Below are 17237 nucleotides of genomic sequence, written 5' to 3' on the forward strand. Positions count from 1 at the left end.
GTAACATGTTACTGTCCTGCCGCCGGTGACTTGCCCCACGATTCGGGTGCCACCCGCGCAGGTTCTCCTGGTGCGGCTGGTCGTCACCGCCGACCACCTGAAGGGAGAGCAGCACGGTGACGACAGCGTCCACCGAGGACATCCGCGCGCGGTTGCGCACCGATCGCGCCGCGCTGGGCGCCTACGTCTCCGATGCCTCGATCTTCCGCCGCGTGCCCCGGGCCGTCCTCGAACCGCGGAACCGAGCGGAGATCCGGGCCGGGGTGCTCCTCGCCCGGGAGGAGGGCTGGCCGGTCACCGTCCGCGGCGGCGGCACCTCGGTGGCGGGCAACGGGATCGGCGAGGGCCTGATCATCGACACCTCCCGGCACTTCAACCGCGTCCTCGAAATCGATCCCGAAGCGCGCACCGCCCGGATCGAACCCGGCGTCGTCTGCGACGCACTGCGCGAGGCGGCGGCGCCCTACGGCCTCACCTACGGGCCGGACCCGTCGACCCACAGCCGGTGCACCGTCGGCGGCATGATCGCCAACAACGCGTGCGGATCCCATTCGCTGGCCTGGGGAACCGCTGCGGACAACGTCGTCGAGCTCACCGTCATGCGCGCCGACGGGGAGCTGGTCACGCTGAAGCGGGGCGGGACGAGCGATCCCGAGCTCGACCGGGCCCTCCTGCGCTTGCGGGAGGAGAACCTCGCGCTGCTGCGCACCGCCCTGGGCCGGTTCCCCCGGCAGGTCTCCGGGTACGGGCTGCACCACCTGCTCCCGGAGAACGGCTTCGACACGGCCAAGGCCTTCGCCGGCTCCGAAGGAACCCTGGGCATCATCGTCGAAGCCGTCGTCCGGCTCGTTCCCGTGCCCGCGGCCACCGCCCTGGCCGTCCTGGCGTTCCCCACCGTCTTCGACGCCGCCGCTGCCGCGCCGCTGACCCGGCGCAACGGTGTGGTGACCTCCGAGGGCATGGGCGGAGACCTCCTCGACGTGCTGCGGATCAGCCAGGGACGCGATGCCGGGGACATCCTGCCGGGCAGTGTCGGTGACCCGCGCCCGGCAGGTGGCTGGCTCTACTGCGAGACCACCGGTGAGACCGCCGAAGACGCCCGGCTGCGCGCCGAGGAACTCGTGGCCGAGTTCGATTCCCACTCCCAGCACGGCACCGTGGACGCCGTCGTCGTCGCCGATCCGGCCGAGATGCGCAAGCTCTGGCGGATCCGGGAATCCGCGGCAGGTCTGGTCACCCGCCTGCCCGACGGTGGCGAGGCCTGGCCGAACTGGGAGGACTCCGCCGTACCGCCCGAGCAGCTCGCCGACTACCTCCGCGATCTATACGCCCTGCTGGACCGGCACGGCCTGCGTGGCATCCCGTTCGGGCACTTCGGCGAGGGCTGCGTCCACATCCGCATCTCCTTCGACCTCGGCACCGAGGACGGGCTCGGCGTCTTCCGGGCCTTCATGTCCGATGCCGCCGCCACCGTCGCGGCCCACGGAGGTTCGCTCTCCGGCGAGCACGGCGACGGCCGCGCCCGCTCCGCCCTGCTGCCGCAGATGTACCCGCCGCAGGCGCTCGCGGCCTTCGCCGCGTTCAAAGCGGCCTTCGATCCGGACAGCGCCCTCAACCCCGGTGTGCTCGTCGAGCCCGATGCCCTCGACGCCGGGGTCCGCGCGGCACCGGGACAGCGCAGCAGGGAGTTCATCCCCGTGCACGCCCTCAGCCACGACCGGGGATCACTCGTCAACGCCGTGAACCGCTGCGTGGGCGTCGGCGCCTGCCGCTCGGACGAGGGCGCGATGTGCCCCTCCTTCCAGATCACCCGTGACGAGGTGCACAGCACTCGCGGCCGGGCCCGCATCCTCTCCGAGATGTTCCGCGGCGTTCTCTACCCGGAGGGCACCAGCTCCGAGGACGTCAAGGACGCCCTCGATCTGTGCCTCTCCTGCCGGGCGTGCGCCTCCGAATGCCCCGTCAACGTCGACATGGCCACGTACAAGTCGGAGTTCCTCCACCGGCACTACGCGGGCCGGCGCCGCCCCATGGCCCACTACTCGATGGGCTGGCTGCCCCTCACCAGCAGAATCCTGCACCTCGTCCCCGGTGCCGCCCGAGCGGTCAACGCGCTGCTGTCGATCCGCCCCGTGCAGAAGGCCGTCATGCGGCTCGGCGGCGTCGACACCGGCCGTTCGATGATCCGCTTCTCCCCGCGCAGCTTCCAGTCGCTGGCGAAGTCGCGGCGCTTCCGCACCGAGCGCGCCACCCGCGGGAAGGTGGTGCTCTGGCCGGACAGCTTCACCAACCACCTGGACGCGAACGTGGCCGCCGACGCCCACGTCGTCCTCACCGCACTCGGCTACGACGTGATCGTTCCTCGCGGGTTCGTCTGCTGCGGGCTGACGTGGCACTCGACCGGCCAGCTCGGCAGAACGCAGCAGGTCCTCGCCCGCACGCTGAACTCGCTCGACGCCTGGATCGACGGCCGCACTCCCGTCGTCGTCCTGGAACCGTCGTGCGCGTCGATGCTCACCGAAGAGGCTCCCGAGCTCCTCGCCGCCGACCCGCGCTCGCGCCGGCTGGCCGAACAAGTCGTCACGCTCGGCGACATCGTCGCCCGGCACGTCGACGACGCGGACTGGCCGTTCGGGGAGCTGCCGGTCCCGGCGCTCTCCCAGGTCCACTGCCACGAGCGCTCCCGCCGCGGCCACGGAGGCACCGGCGTGGCACTCGCCCGGTTGGGCGTCGAGGAGTCCCAGATCGAGACCGGCTGTTGCGGCCTGGCGGGCAACTGGGGGTTCGAGCCCGGTCACGCCGATCTCTCCCGCCGCCTCGCGGAGCGGGAACTGCTCCCGCGCATCCGCGAGCTCGACGCGGAGGCCGTCGTGCTCGCCGACGGCTACTCCTGCCGCACGCAGATCCGCGAGGGCCTGGCCGACGAGGCCGGTCCGAGCGACCGAGGCCCGGTTCGGAAGCAGGGGCTCCACCTAGCCCAACTGCTCCGTCGAGCGCTCGACAAGAGCGCTTGAGGACGGCCGCACCCGCATCCCCCTGGCACCCCGCTCCGCGCTGAGCGGCTGACAACCCGAAGAAACAGGTGAAACACGATGGGCATCCTCGCGCTGCTGGTCTTCATCGCTGTCACCGTCGTGATGAACGTCCCGTTGAAGAGACCGATCTCCGAGTCCCTGCTGGTGGCTCTCCTGGCCACCGCGCTCGTCGGCGGCAAGGACGCCCTTTCGCTGCTGTGGACCGGTGTCTGGGGCGCGCTCGACAACGACGTGACCTTCGCCGGCATGGCCTTCGTCTTCATGGGCGTGATCGTCTCGGCCACCGGCCTCATCGAGCGGCTCATCGAGATCTTCAACTCCGTCTTCGGCCGCCTGCGCGGCGGAGCGGCCTACGTCTCGACGGCGGGGTCCGCGGCAATCGGGCTCGTCGCCGGATCGACCGCGGGCAACGCCGCCACCGTCGGTTCGGTGACCATCCCGTGGATGAAGGAGAACGGCTGGTCCGGCGCGCGGGCCGCGACGCTGGTGGCGGGCAACTCCGGCCTCGGCGTCTCGCTGCCGCCGAACTCGACCATGTTCATCATCCTGGCGACACCTGCCGCCGTCGGCGTCAGCGCCGGTGACGTCTACGTCTCGCTGTTCGCCGCGGGTGCCTACTGCGTGCTCTACCGCATGCTCGTCGTCTTCATCTGGACCCGCCGCGACGGCATCCGGCGCACCGACTCCCGCCACCTGGCCACCTTCGGCCAGGCGCTGTCGACCGGGTGGACGTCGATGACGATCTTCGTCGGCATCCTCATCCCCGTGCTGCTCACCTTCGGCCCGCTCTTCAACTGGCTGGAATCCGAAGCGCGGATCGGCGAATCGGCCATGGGCGAGATCTCCATCATCGTCTGGGTGCCGATCCTGATCTCCGCGATCGCGCTCATCGAGGGCCGCAAGCGCCTGCGCGGCAACTGGGGGCACCTCCGCCGGGCGATCCGGGCGGAAGCACCGCAGTTCGCCACGGTGGGCATCTCCCTGTTCGCCGCACTGGCCGCCTCGAACATCATGAGCGAGCTCGGCGTCGGACCGCAGCTGTCCGAGACGCTGGCCCAGCTGCAGCTGCCCAAGCCGCTGCTCGTCCTCGTCGTGTGCCTCACCGCGGTGCTCGTGGCCACGCCGCTGTCCTCGACGGCGACAGCGGCGGCCATCGCCGCTCCGGCGGTCATCGCCCTGGGCACCGTCGACGTCCCGGCGGTCGTGGCCATCTGCGCGATCCTGGTGTGCACCTCGACCGAGGGCGCCTCGCCGCCGGTGGGCGCGCCCATCTACCTGTCCGCCGGCATGGCCGAGGTCAGCCCCCAGAAGACGTTCGTCCCGCTCATCATCTGGTTCGTCGTTCCCATCATCGCCATCGCGTGGCTCATCGCCATGGGCTGGCTGCCGATTCCGAGCTGAGAGGATCCGCTGTGAAGAAGGCCCTCGAATTCGTCTTCTGGCTCGCCCTGGTCGCTTTCCTCGCACTCGGCGCGCTCATCGTCTTCGGCCAGCTGCTCGGCGTCGTCGTCCTCAGCCCTGGGCTCGTGGAGGGTGCCGCTTCGGCGCTCAACTGGTCGGCGTTCAGCTCGGCGACGGTCTGCGCGCTGGCCGCATTCGCGCTGCAGTACCTCCCGGAGGAGAAGCCGACCGAACAGTCGTGAGCGCTGGGCGGATCAGGAGTCGAAACCCGCTCGCAACCGGGTCCAGAGCTCCCCGGGGTCCTCGGACCGCTCCGCGTAGCGCAGCGCTTGACCGACCAGCAGCACGGCGGTGGCCTCGAGGTGCTCCCGCATCGCCCGGGCCGCACCGGGGCCATCGCCTGCGAGGATCGCGGCGACGATCGGATCGTGCTCGCCGATGATGTCGGAGTAGTCCCGGCTCCGGCCGGCCGTCGAAGCGCCGAGCAACCGGGTCGAGACCCGCAGCTGATCGACGATCCGGTGACCGCGCCGCATGCTGCCCGCCATGAGCACGATGCCGTGCAGCTGCTGGTCGACGGCGAAGAAGCGCGTCTCCTCGTCCTGCTCGGCGGCCTCGCACATCTGCCGGCGCAGTTCCTCCGCCTCGGCGGTGAACGACTCGTCGGCGTACAGGGCGGCGCGATGGGCCGCCGGGACTTCGAGGGCGAGGCGGATGGAGAAGATCTCCGCGACGTCCTCGGGCGTCGTGGGGATGATCTGGAAACCGCGGTTGCGCACGAAGCGGATGAGACCGGCCTCCTCCAACCGCAGGAGGCCTTCGCGGACCGGCGAGCGCGAGACGCCGAGCTCGTCGGAGAGCTGGTAGACGCTGTACCACTCCTGCGGGCGCATCGTGCCTTCGATGACGGCGGAGCGCACGTGCTCCATGACGACCTCGGTGAGGCTCGGCTCTCTACCCGTGCTCATGTTCTTCCCGTCCGGCCTCGGCGCCGGATGCGAGCAGCGATCACGGGCCAGCGGCGCATCTGCGGCTACCGGGCCATCGTATCTCCGCAACGCCTCTGCCGGGAGCCCGGCCCGCTGCGCGAGCCGCCAGCACCGCCAACAAGTCCGAAGTGGACGCGGAGTTCACAGGGCTCCACTTCGGACCGTCGAACGGGCCGCACCGGCCTGCTGAGAACCGCGGCGACCCAGCGCCCTCCCGTCGCTGCGCATCAGTCCCGGGGCCGGAGAACTCGCGCCAGAGCCATGTCGTCGCTCTCTCCGGTCGTGGTGGAAGCGATGAGGTGGTCGACGACGTCGGTGAAGCTGGCGCGGCGCCGGTAGGCGAGGCGCTGGCGATCGGCGCCACCTCCCCCGGCGCGCAGCCGCGACCAACCGGACAGCACGAGCTGCAGATCACCGTGCTGCCGCAGCGCGGGCTCGATCCACGCCAGGAGCTGATCGATCCGGGTGGTCGCGGGAACCAGCCGGGTGGTGGGCAGAGCAACGCTCTCCCCCGCCAAACCGTCGCGCGCGGCGCGCCAGCACGCCACTCTCAGGATCTCCGGCTGCGGACGCGGCGCCGGCTCGCCGAGGTGGACGGCGCTCAGCGCGGTCGCTGCCGCAGCCCTGACGATCGCGGAGAGCAGGACGGTCTCCTCGGCGGTCGCCACGGCGTCGGCCACCCGGATCTCCAGGGTCGGCACATGACCGGACGGCCTGATGTCCCAGTACAGCCCGCCGCGGTCCAGGACCGCACCGGGCTCGACGACCGCCTCGACGAGCTCGTTGAAGTGAGCCGGCGACTCGAAGTACGGTGGCGGGCCGGCGACCGGCCAGCACGCCAGGGATATCGCGCGCCAGCTCGCATAACCGGTGTCCCTGCCCGCCCAGTACGGCGAATTGGCCGAGAGCGCGATGAGCGCCGGGAGCCACGGGCGGATGTGGTTGCTGACCTGGAGGGCCAGGCCCAGGTCGGCCACTCCGACGTGGATGTGGCAGGCGCACGCGACGTGCGAGTCGGTCAGCGCGCGGAAGACCTCGACGCTCTCCGCGTACCGCCGGCCCTCGGATATGGGCGGAGGAGTCGGCCGGAGCAGAACGGGCGCGCCGCTGGAGACGGCCCGCGAACCACACTTCTCAGCCGCCTGGGCGACAGCGGCACGCATCGACCGGATCTGCTCACCGAGGCCGTCCATCGCGACGTGCGGTTCGGTCCGCGCCTCCACCTGGTAGCGGGTCAGTTCGGTGGTCACCCGGTCACCGAGCCCACCGGCCGACGCCCGGGCCACCACTGCCCGCCCCTCCGGCACCGCCTCGCGGGTGACCGGATCGACCAGCAGGTACTCCTCTTCGACTCCCACCGTCAGCAGATCCGGCATCGCCCCAGCCGCGTGGCACCGACCGCGAGCGGAAGAGAGACTCTCGTCCGTGTCATCGCCCCCACGCTCCACGGAAGTCATGCTCCCACGGAATTCAGCACCCGTGCGGCATGCGAGTCGAAACGACCCACTCGGGCTAAGGAGCCACGACGGGGCGATGATCGCCTGGCAGGCCTCCCGGCCCAGCTGAACTCCCGAGCCCGAGGTTGCGCCGGATCGGGTCGAGGCCACGGGCCGTGCCAGCGTGGTCGTCATTCCAGCACCGGCATATCTACACCGGCAATGCAAAACTCTGTGCTGCACTTGACGATTTGCGGCGCCTCCACGATCCCGGCCGCCGGTACTCCGGCTCCTCGGCGCGACCGACGGTGAAGGGGCCGGTGGATCGCTGGACCGGAACAAGGTCGTTTGCCGTCAGATCGTCGCGGGTACGGCTGCAGGCGGACAGCACCGACCCGAGGAGGCCAGCGATGCACCTGGACATGACCTCGCACGTGCTCTTCTTCATCATCGCCGTCGCGGCGGTCGCCGTCGACGGCTGGTTCATCCGCCGCAGCGGGGTGACCTACCTCGCCGAGGTCCACCCGGACCGCCGCGTGGCGGACTCGGCCAACCGCCTGATCTCAGCGCTGTTCGTCACGTTCATGCTCGGCGTCGTCGCCCTCGCCTCGCTGCCGGGCCTGCCCGCGAGCAATCCCCTGCACCAGGTCATCCTGCGGCTCGGCGTCGTGCTCCTGGTGATGGCGGTCGCGCACGCCACGACGATCTGGGCCTTCGCCCGGATCCGCACCCAGCAACGCAGCCAGCGCCTCAACGACGAGATCGCCCGAACCCACGGACCGGACCTCGCCGACGAACCGACGACCGCTCCGGTCAAGCGTGGTGTCCCCGGCTCGTCCGCATAGCCGCTCAACAGCACAGCCGACGTGCGCCCGGCGCGTGGTCGCGGATCTGCTTGCGGTCGTTGAGGAATTCGTCCTGCCCGATCGTGGTTCCGTCGACGCGGGCGCGGGCGACGCGGGGCCAACGGGCGGGCGTCGCCGAGGTGCGTTCCGCAACGCCCTGCGCCGTGGTCAGGCCGAGGTGGTCGCACCGCCGATGACCGCGGGGTCGTACTCGTCGTGGCGGCGCAGCCAGCTCATCGTGGAGCCGTTGCTGCGGCCGGGCGGCTGTTCCCAGTCCTCCTGGCGGCCGCGCGCGGTGAGATCGAGGTAGTTGTAGGTGCCGTTGAGCAGGTCGATGCCGCGCCCGTAGCAGGCGTAGGTGTGGAAGACCCGATCGCCCTTGCGCAGGAACGCGCTCAGCCCGGTCTCCGAGCCCCGGTACTCCGCCCACCCGGGGTCGTCCTGCACCAGCTCGTCGAGGTCCTTGTAGTTCCACTCCACCGGAGCGATCTCCGGGTCGAAGGTGGCGTGGAAGTCGTAGTTGAACTCGCTGCCGTACGACGAGTACCAGGGGACGGTCCAGCCCATGCGCTGCTTGTAGCGTTCGAGCTTCTCCAGCGGCGCCAACGAGACCGCCGCGAACGTGGTGTCGCGGGCGTGCAGGTGGCTGAGGTTGCCGACGTTGTCGAGCCAGAACGAGCAGGCCGGGCACCCCGCGTCGGCGTCGGGGTCGAACATGGCGTGGTAGATCACCAGCTGGCTGCGGCCCTCGAACAGGTCCACCAGTCCGACCCGGCCCTGCGGGCCGTCGAAGGAGTAGTCCTTCGTGATCTCGACCATCGGCAGCCGGCGGCGAGCGGCGTTGACCTCGTCGCGGTGCCGGGTCAGCTCCTTCTCCTTCTTGAGCAGCTCGCGCCGAGCCACGAGCCACTGCTCGCGCGTCGTGATTTCCGGGTCGGGCATCTGCTTCCTCACCCTTAGCTGATTGTCTTATGCAACCACCCGGAGCCTAACGTGAGTGATAGCACTCTGCAAGCAGTTCTCTCGCCCTGCGCCCCGATCCAGCATCCCTGCGGATCGGCGCGGACTCATACCCGGCGATCGCGAAAGCCCCTCCCAGCTACGAATTCGGCGTGCGAACACGTCAAACCCGCTACGCGGTGGTCGCTTTCATCCGATCGCGGCCTCGTCGACGGACGAACCGCTCAGCCGGTGAGCAGGCGCCCGCGCGGCGCGGTTCTCAGGACGCCGGTTCGGCGAGCGGGCCGGGCAGCGGGACGACCTCGCCGGTGCGGCGGCCGTCGGCGTGCATCAGCCAGCCGACCCGCTTGCGGGTCCGCAGGATCACCGAGTTGTGCGAGATTCCGCCCGGCGGCAGCAGCTCTTCGAGGTCGTCCTGCATGCGCATCAGGTCCGCCATGTTCGCCGTCCAGGCGTTGACCACCAGGTTCGCCGAACCGGTCACGGACATGCACAACCGCACCCGCGAGTCCTCCCGCAGCCGGGACACGGTCGCGGGCAGGGCGCTGTTGGGCAGCCGGCACCACCAGAGCACCGCGATCGGCCACCGGGTGTGCAGCTGGGCGACCTCGCAGCGCAGCCGGAGCGCTCGGGAGCGCAGCAGCGCGGCCAGCTGGCGGCGGACCGTGGAGGTCGGCCTGCCGAGCCGCTCGGCCAGCTCCGCCGCGGTCGCCCTGCCGTCGTGCGCCAACGCCGACACCAGCGGCGCGAAGACGCCGGAGCGCAGGTAGATCGGCTCGCTGGGGCGGTCGCGCTCGCCGCGGCCCGCCTGCCGGATGGCCTCGCGCTGCGCGCTGTCCAGCGCGTCGAGCTGCCACTGGCTTCCCTCGATGTGCCGCTTGGTCCCGATGTGGGAGTGCAGCGAGGCCACGCCGGGCAGCTTCGGCAGCTCGTCCAGCAGCAGCGCGGAGAGCTCGCCGAACGAGCTGGCCGCGACCGTCAGCAGCAGGTCCCGGCCCTGCGCGACGTGCTCGACGTTGTGCACGCGGTGGGTCCGCTCCAGCCGCCCCGCCACGTCGTCCACCGCGCCCGGGGCGCAGTCCATCTCGACCAGCGCCACCATCGCGCCGCCGGAGAGCTCGCCGTACTCCGGATAGGCCGTGATCCACGCCAGGCCCGCGTCGCGGAGCCGGGCCCAGCGCTGCGCCAGCGCCGTCGGCGAGGCATCGAGCACCGGGGCCAGCGCCGCCCAGGGCGCGCGGGGCCACAGCTGCAGGGCGTGGATGAGCGCCAAGTCGTCTTCGGAGAAGTCCTCGTGCACGTTTCTCGCTCCCAGCGGGCATGAAGTGAGCGAATCGAGCGAATGATCTTGTTCATCCGCCGCCGAGTTCACACTCTAGTCCAGCCCGACGCGAGATCACCGACGCTGACCAGCGGGGCGCCGGAACAGCTACCCGGAGACGCCCGCGCAGCGCACCCGGGGATCACGCGCCCGATGCGGGCCGGAGTCCCCTCCGCTCACGTCGGCACAGCGCATGGAGACCAAAGAGGAGCTGCGATGACGCACGAGCTCACCCGGACCGGGCCGGGGTTGTCCCGCCGCGGCCTGCTCCAGCTCGCCGGGGCCGGAGCGGTGCTGCTCGGCTCTGCCGGGTGCGGAACTCCGGAGCGGGCCGGAGCGGGCGGTGCGGCATTCGTCTACGGGCGGGGCGCGGACGCGGTCTCGCTCGACCCGATGAACCAGACCGACAGCGAGTCCTACGCGGTGATCCACCAGGTCTTCGACTCGCTGCTGCGCTACGCCCCGGACGGGGCGCTGCTGCCCGCGCTGGCGACCGCTGTCCCGGCACCCGAGGACAACGGCAGGCAGTACACCTTCGAACTCCGCGAGGACGTGCGGTTCCACGACGGAACCCCGCTCGACGCCGAGGCCGTGGTGTTCAACTTCCGGCGCTGGCGGGAGAGCGACCACCCCTACCACCGGGGCGGAGGTCCGCAGAGCAGCAAGTTCGCCTACTACGCCAACCTCTTCGGCGGCTTCGACGAGGAGTCGGTGATCAGTCGCGTGGAGGCGGTCGGCCCGCACGCGGTGCGGTTCACCCTCCGGGAGCCGTACGGGCCTTTCCTGCCCACGCTCGCCGGAGCGCAGTTCGGCATCGCTTCGCCCACCGCGATCCGGCAGGACGTCGAAGGCTTCTGGGAGCGCCCGGTGGGCACCGGCCCGTTCGCGCTGGCGTCCTGGGAGCACGGGAACAAGATCACCTTGCGCCGCAACGAATCCTGGTGGGGCACGCGGCAGGCCGGGCCCGGCAGGCGGGTGGACACCGTGGTGCTGACGTCCATTCCGGACAGCACCGCACGGGTGGCCGCGCTGGTCGGCGGCGGGCTCTCCGCGGTCAACGGCATCGTGCCGCAGGACGCCGACGCGCTGCGCGAGACAGCGGGTTTCACCGTCGCCCAGCACCCGCAGGAGTGCTTCAGCTACTTCGCCATGAACACCCGGCGCGCCCCGTTCCAGAACCCGTTGGTGCGCAAGGCGATCGCGCACGCGATCGATCTGCCGCGGATCGTGGAGCACTTCTTCGGCGCGCGGGCCGAGGTGGCCGGTGCGCCGCTGTACGGGATCTCCACCTTCGTCGACCGCTCGATCCGGCCGCACCCGTACGACCCCGGCCTGGCGCGGCGGTTGCTGGCCGAAGCCGGGATGCCCGGCGGGTTCCGGACCAGCCTCTGGTACATGTCCACCGCCCGGCCATACATGCCGGACGGCAAGGGCGTCGCCCAGGTCGTGCAGGCGAACCTGGCCGAGGTCGGGATCGCGGCCGAGCTGGTCACCTACGAGCTCGCCACCTACGTGGAGCGGACCGGCAAGGGCATGCACGACATCGCCATGTTCGGCGGCACCACGATCGGCGTGGACTCCTACTTCCCGCTGAACTACTGGTACGCCGGCGCCAGCGCCACGCCGGAGAACTCCTCCAACCTGTCCTTCTTCCAGAATCCGCAGGTCGACGCGCTGCTCGCCGAAGCCAGGGTCACCACCGATCCGGAGGAACAACGTGCCCTCTACGCCACCGTCCAGCGCATCGTGCACGACGAGGTACCGGTGCTCCCGATCGCCTACGTCAGCCCGCCGATCGCGCTGCGCTCCGGCTTCGCGGGTTTCGGCACCAACATCGCCATGGACGACCTCGATGCGCTCACCGTCTGAACCGCGCACCCCGCACCGAGGAGGTGAGCGCCCGTGCTGACCTACGCCGTGCGCCGACTGGGCCAGCTGATCCCGGTGCTGCTCGGGGTTTCGGCAGTCGTGTTCTTCACCGTGCGGATGATTCCCGGCGATCCGGCGCAGGTCATCCTCGGGGAGAACGCCACCCCCGCGCAGGTCGCCGAGCTGCGCGCCGAGATGGGGCTCGACGAACCGGTCATCGCCCAGTACGGGCTGTTCCTGGCCCGGGCGCTGCGGGGCGATCTCGGCGAGTCCACTGTGACCGGTCGGCCGGTCGTCGCCGAACTGGCCGCCCGGCTGCCCGCCACCCTGGAGCTGACGCTGGCCGCGCTGGTCGTCGCCGTGGTGGTCGGCATCGCCCTCGGCACACTGGCGGCCAGCCGCCCGCACTCGCTGCTGGACAAGGCCGCCTCGGTGCTGGCCGTCGCGGGCGTGAGCATGCCCATCTTCTGGCTGGCCATGCTCCTGATGGTGGTGCTGGGCGTGAACCTGCACCTGCTGCCGTTCCCGGGGCGGCTGCCGGCCGCCGAATCGCTGCCCGCGGTCACCGGGCTGAACGTGGTCGACTCGCTGCTCGCCGGTGACTGGGCGATGTTGCGGACCTCGCTGGCGCACCTGGTCATGCCCGCGCTCGCGCTGGCGACCATCCCGTGCGGGGTGATCATGCGCATGACCCGGTCGAGCATGCGGGAGACGCTGGCCGAGGACTTCATCCGCACCGCGCGGGCGAAGGGGCTCCACCCGCTGGTCACGACCTTCCGGCACGGCCTGCGCAACTCGATGCTGCCGGTGCTCACGGTGATCGGGCTGCAGCTCGGCCTGCTGCTCGGCGGCGCGGTGATCACCGAGACGATCTTCTCCTGGCCGGGCATCGGCCAGATCGCCTACCAGGCGGTGTACCAGCGCGACTACGCGCTGATCCAGGGCGTGGTGCTGTACGGATCGCTGCTGTTCGTGCTGGTCAACCTCGCGGTCGACCTGCTGTACGCGGTCCTCGACCCGAGAGTGAGGTACTGATGGTCGAAGTGGTTGCCACCGCGCCGCCGACCGGCGCCCGGAGCCGGCCGTCCCGGCGGCGGCGTGCCTTCTTCGCCAACCGGCTGGCCGTTCTCGGCGTCGTCGTGCTCGGGCTGTTCGCGCTGATCGCCGTGCTGGCACCGGTCATCGCGCCGTACGACCCGTACGCGCAGGACCTCGCCGGCCGGTTCCGGCCGCCGAGCGGGGCGCACCCGCTGGGGCAGGACGAGCTGGGTCGCGACATCCTGTCCCGGCTGCTGCACGGCGCCGGGGTGACGCTGTCCGCCGGACTGCTGGCGGTCGCACTTGCCACCGCCGTCGGGACGGCGATCGGACTGCTCGCCGGTTACCGGGGCGGCTGGTGCGACACCGTGCTGATGCGGTTGATGGACGTCCTGCTGGCGTTCCCCAGCGTGCTGCTGGCCATCCTGATCGTCTCGACCCTCGGGCCGGGGCTCTGGAACGCCATGCTGGCGGTGGGCATCGTCTCCGTCCCGCAGATCGCCAGGGTCGTCCGGTCGGCAGCGATCGGGTTGCGGGACAGCGACTACGTGCAGGCGGCGCGGTCCATGGGCGCCGGTAGTGCGCGGATCCTCCTGCGCACCCTGCTGCCCAACTGCACGGGCCCGCTGATCGTCCAGTCCACGCTCAGCCTCGCCGCGGCCATCCTGGACATCGCCGCGCTGTCCTTCCTCGGCCTCGGCGCGCAGGCGCCGACACCGGAATGGGGTGCCATGCTCTCCGACGCCTTCCGCGCCGGCTTCCACGTGTTCCTCACCAGCCAGTTCGCCATCGTGTTCCCGGGACTGGCGATCGCCTTCGCGGTGCTGTGCGTGAACTTCATCGGCGACGGCTTCCGCGACGTCTTCGACCCGAAGGCGGTGCGCTGACGATGGACCTCCTCGAAGTCGACGACCTGCGGGCGCACTTCCGCACCACCGAGGGCCTGGTCCGCGCCGTCGACGGGGTCTCCTTCTCCGTCGCCGAGGGCGAGACGCTGGGCATCGTGGGCGAGTCCGGCTCCGGCAAGAGCGTGACCGCGATGTCGATCATGCGGCTCAACCCGTCACCGCCCTGCCACTACGCCGGGGGCCGGATCCGGTACCGGGGCCGCGACCTGCTCGGCGCCTCCGAGCGCGAGCTGCGGGCGATCCGGGGCAAGGAGATCTCGATGATCTTCCAGGACCCGACCACCTGCCTCAACCCGGTGCTCACCGTCGGCGACCAGATCGCCGAGGCGATCCGCAGCCACGAACGGGTTTCGCGCAGGCAGGCGCTGCGCCGCGCCGTGCAGGCGCTGGACGAGGTCGGGATGCCCGGCGCCGCGCAGCGCGCCCGCGACTACCCGCACCAGCTCTCCGGCGGGATGCGGCAGCGGGCCATGATCGCCGCCGCGCTGGCCGGGCGGCCCAAGATCCTGATCGCGGACGAGCCGACCACCGCGCTCGACGTCACCATCCAGGCGCAGATCCTGGAACTGCTCGCCGAGCTGAAGGCGGCGCACGGCATGTCCGTCATCATGATCACCCACGATCTGGGGGTCGTTTCCCAGATCGCCGACCGGGTGCTGGTGATGTACGGCGGGAAGGCGGTGGAGTCCGGCACCCCGAAGGAGCTCTTCCAGGATCCGCTGATGCCCTACACCTGGTCCCTGCTGCGCGCGGTGCCCAGGCTCGACGCCGACGACCCACCGGTGCCGATCGGCGGGCAGCCGCCGTCGTTGGCCGACCCGCCGCCGGGCTGCCGGTTCGCGCCGCGATGCCGGTTCGCCGACGACCGGTGCACCACGACGGAGCAGGCGCTGGACCTCAAGGCGGCGGGCCGGTGGGCCGCGTGCGTGCACACCGCGGCGGAGTTCCGGGAGCTGGCGGCGGCGCTGGACGAACCGACCGAGGCGGGCCGATGAACGAATACCTCCTGCAAACCCGGGGACTGACCATGCACTTCCCCGCGCGCGGCGGCCTGTTCCGCAGGCGCGGCGGTCTGGTGCGGGCCGTCGACGGCGTGGACATCGGCGTGCGGCGCGGGGAAACCCTCGGCCTGGTCGGCGAATCCGGTTGCGGCAAGAGCACTCTCGCCCGGCTGCTGCTGAGGCTGGCGACGCCGACCAGCGGCGAGGTGCTGTTCGAGGGCGAGGACGTCTTCGCCAAGCGGGGCGCCGAGCTGTCCCGGCTGCGCCGCGACGTCCAGATGGTCTTCCAGAACCCGTCGGCATCGGTGAACCCCCGGCTCAGCGTCGGCGAGATCATCGCCGAGCCGCTGCGCATCCAGCGGCGGCCGGACGTGCGGCGGCGGGTGGCCGAGCTGATGGAGATGGTCGGGCTGCACCCGGACCACCGCGACCGCTACCCGCACGAGTTCTCCGGCGGGCAGCGGCAGCGGATGGGCATCGCCCGGGCCATCGCCCTGCGGCCGAAGGTGGTGGTCTGCGACGAGCCGGTCTCCGCGCTGGACGTCTCCATCCAGGCGCAGATCCTCGAACTGCTCAAGGACCTCCAGCGAGAGCTCGGCCTCACCTACGTGTTCATCACGCACGACCTGTCCGTGGTCAAGCACCTGTGCGACCGGGTGGCGGTGATGTACCTGGGCAAGGTCGTCGAGGTCGCCGAGCGGGCGGACTTCTTCGCCGCCCCGGTCCACCCGTACACCGCGTCCCTGCTGTCGGCCATCCCGCTGCCCGACCCGGATGCCGAGGCGCGCCGGAAGCGAGTGGTGCTCTCCGGGGACGTGCCCTCGGCGATGCACCCGCCGGCCGGCTGCGCCTTCCACCCGCGCTGCCCGAAGGCGCAGGTGCGGTGCTCCCAGGACGCTCCCCCGCCGACCGGTGCGGAGAACCGCGCCGCGTCCTGCTTCTTCCCGCTTCGCCCAGGCGAAGAACTCCGATCGCCCGCAGAGGATGGTGCACGCGCATGACGGACATTTCCGGCCTGCTGACCGAGATCGTCCCGCCGCTGATGCGGGGGTGGGGCGTGCCCGGCGTCGGCGTCGGGGTGCTCACCCCGGAAGGGCACCACCACTTCGGCTTCGGCGTGACCAATGTGGACCACCCGCTGCCGGTCGACGAGCGCACGCTGTTCCAGATCGGCTCGGTGTCCAAGACCTTCGTGGCCGCGATGCTCGCCGAGCTGGCCGGTGCCGGGCGGCTGGGATTGGACGACCTGGTCGTCGACCACCTGCCCGGCTCCGGTCTGGACGGGCGGATCACCGTCCGGCACCTGCTCACCCACTCCTCGGGGCTCTCCGGCGACCACCTGATCCTCAACGGTCCCCGGCTGCTCGCCGACGGCGCGGACGACTCGATCGCCACCGGGGTGGCGCACATCGCCGGACTGCCGCTGGTCTTCGCCCCCGGCACCGACTACTCGTACAGCAACGCCGGGCTGATCGTGGCGGGGCGCCTGCTCGAAGTGGTCACCGGTCGCCGGTACGCGGACCTGGTGCGCGACGAGGTGCTGGAGCCGACCGGTATGTCGCACACCTTCACCACGGCCGACGAGGCGATCACCCACCGCGTCGCAGCGCCGCACCGGGGCGAGGTGCCCGAGGTGGCCCGCGCCGCGGGGTGGCAGCGCGGCTGGCAGCTGCCCGGTTGGGACGTGCCCGGCGGTGGACTGGTGTCCTGCGTGCGCGACATGCTCCGCTACGCCGAGCACCACCTCAACGGCAGCGCATCGGCGGAGCTGTTCACGCCGCAGCGCGAGCGCAGCGGACCGGCTGAGCGGATCGGGCTGGTCTGGCGGTTGGACGACGTCGACGGCGTGCGGCTGGTGCACCACGGCGGGCTGACCATCGGGTACTGCACGCAGCTGTGCCTGGTCCCCGAACGCGGGGCGGCCTTCGTGCTGCTGACCAACGGCACGTCCGGCGACCGGATCAACCAGGAGGTGCGCACCTCGCTGCTGCGCGAACTGGTCGGCATCGAGCCGGAAGCCCCGCGCCGACCGGGCCTCGCGCCCACCGGTGGGACCGAGCTGACCGGCGAGTTCGACGCGACCTTCTACCGCATGGAGCTCACCCCGCACCCGGACGGCGGCGCGCAGGTGCGCATCCGCCGACCGCAACCGCAGCCGGGCCGCTACTACCTGGAACCGCCGTCGATCGAACGCGTCGAGTGGCGCGGCCCGGACGAGCTGGTGATCACCGAACCGGCGGCCGAGCGCGGCACGCCCATCGACGTCCGCCGCGACAGTGCCGGGGCCATCACCGGCCTCCGCCTCCGCGACCGGCTGGCACCCCGGGCGACGGAGTGATGGCCGGCCGGAGCCGGGAGATCGCCCGGACCGCGTTCTGCTGACGTGGCAGCCGCTTCGCACGGGCGGTGCCGACGGATCCCGAGGTCATCTCCG

14 protein-coding genes are annotated in these 17237 nt (G+C 71.3%); 10 read left to right on the forward strand and 4 right to left on the reverse strand.

The features are described from left to right. The first annotated feature begins 116 nt into the window (after positions 1 to 116). The 3 genes from C4T78_RS04375 to C4T78_RS04385 all read left to right on the forward strand — a co-directional run bounded on the left by C4T78_RS04375 (position 117) and on the right by C4T78_RS04385 (position 4678). Complete coding sequence (locus C4T78_RS04375; protein WP_093346938.1) at positions 117 to 3014, forward strand: FAD-binding and (Fe-S)-binding domain-containing protein; 2898 nt, start codon at positions 117 to 119, stop codon at positions 3012 to 3014. 78 nt (positions 3015 to 3092) lie between these two features. Beyond that, positions 3093 to 4436 (forward strand): TRAP transporter large permease subunit, encoded by a 1344-nt coding sequence (locus tag C4T78_RS04380; RefSeq protein ID WP_093346935.1) that lies wholly within the window; start codon positions 3093 to 3095, stop codon positions 4434 to 4436. A gap of 11 nt (positions 4437 to 4447) precedes the next feature. Beyond that, positions 4448 to 4678 carry a hypothetical protein gene (locus tag C4T78_RS04385; protein ID WP_093346933.1) on the forward strand — a complete coding sequence of 77 codons (231 nt, stop codon included), beginning with the start codon at positions 4448 to 4450 and terminating at the stop codon, positions 4676 to 4678. Between the two features lie 12 nt (positions 4679 to 4690). On the opposite strand, the gene C4T78_RS04390 is transcribed toward C4T78_RS04385, so the two are convergent. Then, positions 4691 to 5404: a GntR family transcriptional regulator gene (locus C4T78_RS04390; protein WP_093346931.1), complete on the reverse strand. Its 714-nt coding sequence runs from the start codon at positions 5402 to 5404 to the stop codon at positions 4691 to 4693. A 248-nt stretch (positions 5405 to 5652) separates the two neighbouring features. After that, positions 5653 to 6801: a carboxylate-amine ligase gene (locus C4T78_RS04395; protein ID WP_093346928.1), complete on the reverse strand. Its 1149-nt coding sequence runs from the start codon at positions 6799 to 6801 to the stop codon at positions 5653 to 5655. A gap of 470 nt (positions 6802 to 7271) precedes the next feature. Here C4T78_RS04395 and C4T78_RS04400 point away from each other — a divergent pair, with 470 nt between their 5' ends. After that, complete coding sequence (locus C4T78_RS04400; protein WP_093346925.1) at positions 7272 to 7706, forward strand: hypothetical protein; 435 nt, start codon at positions 7272 to 7274, stop codon at positions 7704 to 7706. A gap of 168 nt (positions 7707 to 7874) precedes the next feature. Here C4T78_RS04400 and C4T78_RS04405 read toward each other — a convergent pair whose 3' ends face one another. Next, entirely contained in the window at positions 7875 to 8648 is a 774-nt protein-coding gene (locus C4T78_RS04405) for a DUF899 domain-containing protein (RefSeq protein WP_093346922.1), read from the reverse strand. 277 nt (positions 8649 to 8925) lie between these two features. Then, on the reverse strand, positions 8926 to 9966 hold the full coding sequence (locus C4T78_RS04410) for an Lrp/AsnC family transcriptional regulator (protein WP_093346919.1): 1041 nt from the start codon (positions 9964 to 9966) through the stop codon (positions 8926 to 8928). Positions 9967 to 10203: 237 nt separating this feature from the next. On the opposite strand from C4T78_RS04410, the gene C4T78_RS04415 reads away from it, so the two are divergent. Genes C4T78_RS04415 through C4T78_RS04440 form a run of 6 tightly spaced genes read left to right on the forward strand, consistent with a single transcriptional unit; the run spans position 10204 to position 17141 of the window. Beyond that, positions 10204 to 11856: an ABC transporter substrate-binding protein gene (locus C4T78_RS04415; protein ID WP_093346916.1), complete on the forward strand. Its 1653-nt coding sequence runs from the start codon at positions 10204 to 10206 to the stop codon at positions 11854 to 11856. Between the two features lie 33 nt (positions 11857 to 11889). Next, on the forward strand, positions 11890 to 12891 hold the full coding sequence (locus C4T78_RS04420; RefSeq protein ID WP_093346913.1) for an ABC transporter permease: 1002 nt from the start codon (positions 11890 to 11892) through the stop codon (positions 12889 to 12891). After that, the gene (locus tag C4T78_RS04425) at positions 12891 to 13781 is read left to right on the forward strand and encodes an ABC transporter permease (protein ID WP_093346911.1); all 891 of its coding nucleotides are present in this window, start codon (positions 12891 to 12893) and stop codon (positions 13779 to 13781) included. The genes C4T78_RS04420 and C4T78_RS04425 overlap by 1 nt, the downstream gene beginning before the upstream one ends. 2 nt (positions 13782 to 13783) lie before the next feature. Beyond that, positions 13784 to 14797, forward strand: a complete 1014-nt coding sequence (locus C4T78_RS04430) for an ABC transporter ATP-binding protein (protein ID WP_093346907.1) — start codon at positions 13784 to 13786, stop codon at positions 14795 to 14797. Next, positions 14794 to 15804, forward strand: a complete 1011-nt coding sequence (locus C4T78_RS04435; protein WP_093346904.1) for an ABC transporter ATP-binding protein — start codon at positions 14794 to 14796, stop codon at positions 15802 to 15804. Before C4T78_RS04430 ends, C4T78_RS04435 begins: the two co-directional genes overlap by 4 nt. Continuing rightward, a complete protein-coding gene (locus C4T78_RS04440; RefSeq protein ID WP_093346902.1) occupies positions 15801 to 17141 on the forward strand; it encodes a serine hydrolase domain-containing protein in 1341 nt (446 codons plus the stop codon). The genes C4T78_RS04435 and C4T78_RS04440 overlap by 4 nt, the downstream gene beginning before the upstream one ends. Positions 17142 to 17237 lie beyond the last annotated feature (96 nt).

The sequence above is a fragment of the Saccharopolyspora kobensis genome (assembly GCF_900108315.1).
Lineage (GTDB): Bacteria > Actinomycetota > Actinomycetes > Mycobacteriales > Pseudonocardiaceae > Saccharopolyspora > Saccharopolyspora kobensis.

Coding starts and splice junctions, on each gene's coding strand:
- C4T78_RS04380 (WP_093346935.1), top strand. CDS start 3,093: ATGGGCATCCTCGCGCTGCTGGTCTTCATCGCTGTCACCGTCGTGATG.
- C4T78_RS04425 (WP_093346911.1), top strand. CDS start 12,891: ATGGTCGAAGTGGTTGCCACCGCGCCGCCGACCGGCGCCCGGAGCCGG.
- C4T78_RS04400 (WP_093346925.1), top strand. CDS start 7,272: ATGCACCTGGACATGACCTCGCACGTGCTCTTCTTCATCATCGCCGTC.
- C4T78_RS04440 (WP_093346902.1), top strand. CDS start 15,801: ATGACGGACATTTCCGGCCTGCTGACCGAGATCGTCCCGCCGCTGATG.
- C4T78_RS04435 (WP_093346904.1), top strand. CDS start 14,794: ATGAACGAATACCTCCTGCAAACCCGGGGACTGACCATGCACTTCCCC.
- C4T78_RS04415 (WP_093346916.1), top strand. CDS start 10,204: ATGACGCACGAGCTCACCCGGACCGGGCCGGGGTTGTCCCGCCGCGGC.
- C4T78_RS04390 (WP_093346931.1), bottom strand. CDS start 5,404: ATGAGCACGGGTAGAGAGCCGAGCCTCACCGAGGTCGTCATGGAGCAC.
- C4T78_RS04395 (WP_093346928.1), bottom strand. CDS start 6,801: ATGCCGGATCTGCTGACGGTGGGAGTCGAAGAGGAGTACCTGCTGGTC.
- C4T78_RS04405 (WP_093346922.1), bottom strand. CDS start 8,648: ATGCCCGACCCGGAAATCACGACGCGCGAGCAGTGGCTCGTGGCTCGG.
- C4T78_RS04430 (WP_093346907.1), top strand. CDS start 13,784: ATGGACCTCCTCGAAGTCGACGACCTGCGGGCGCACTTCCGCACCACC.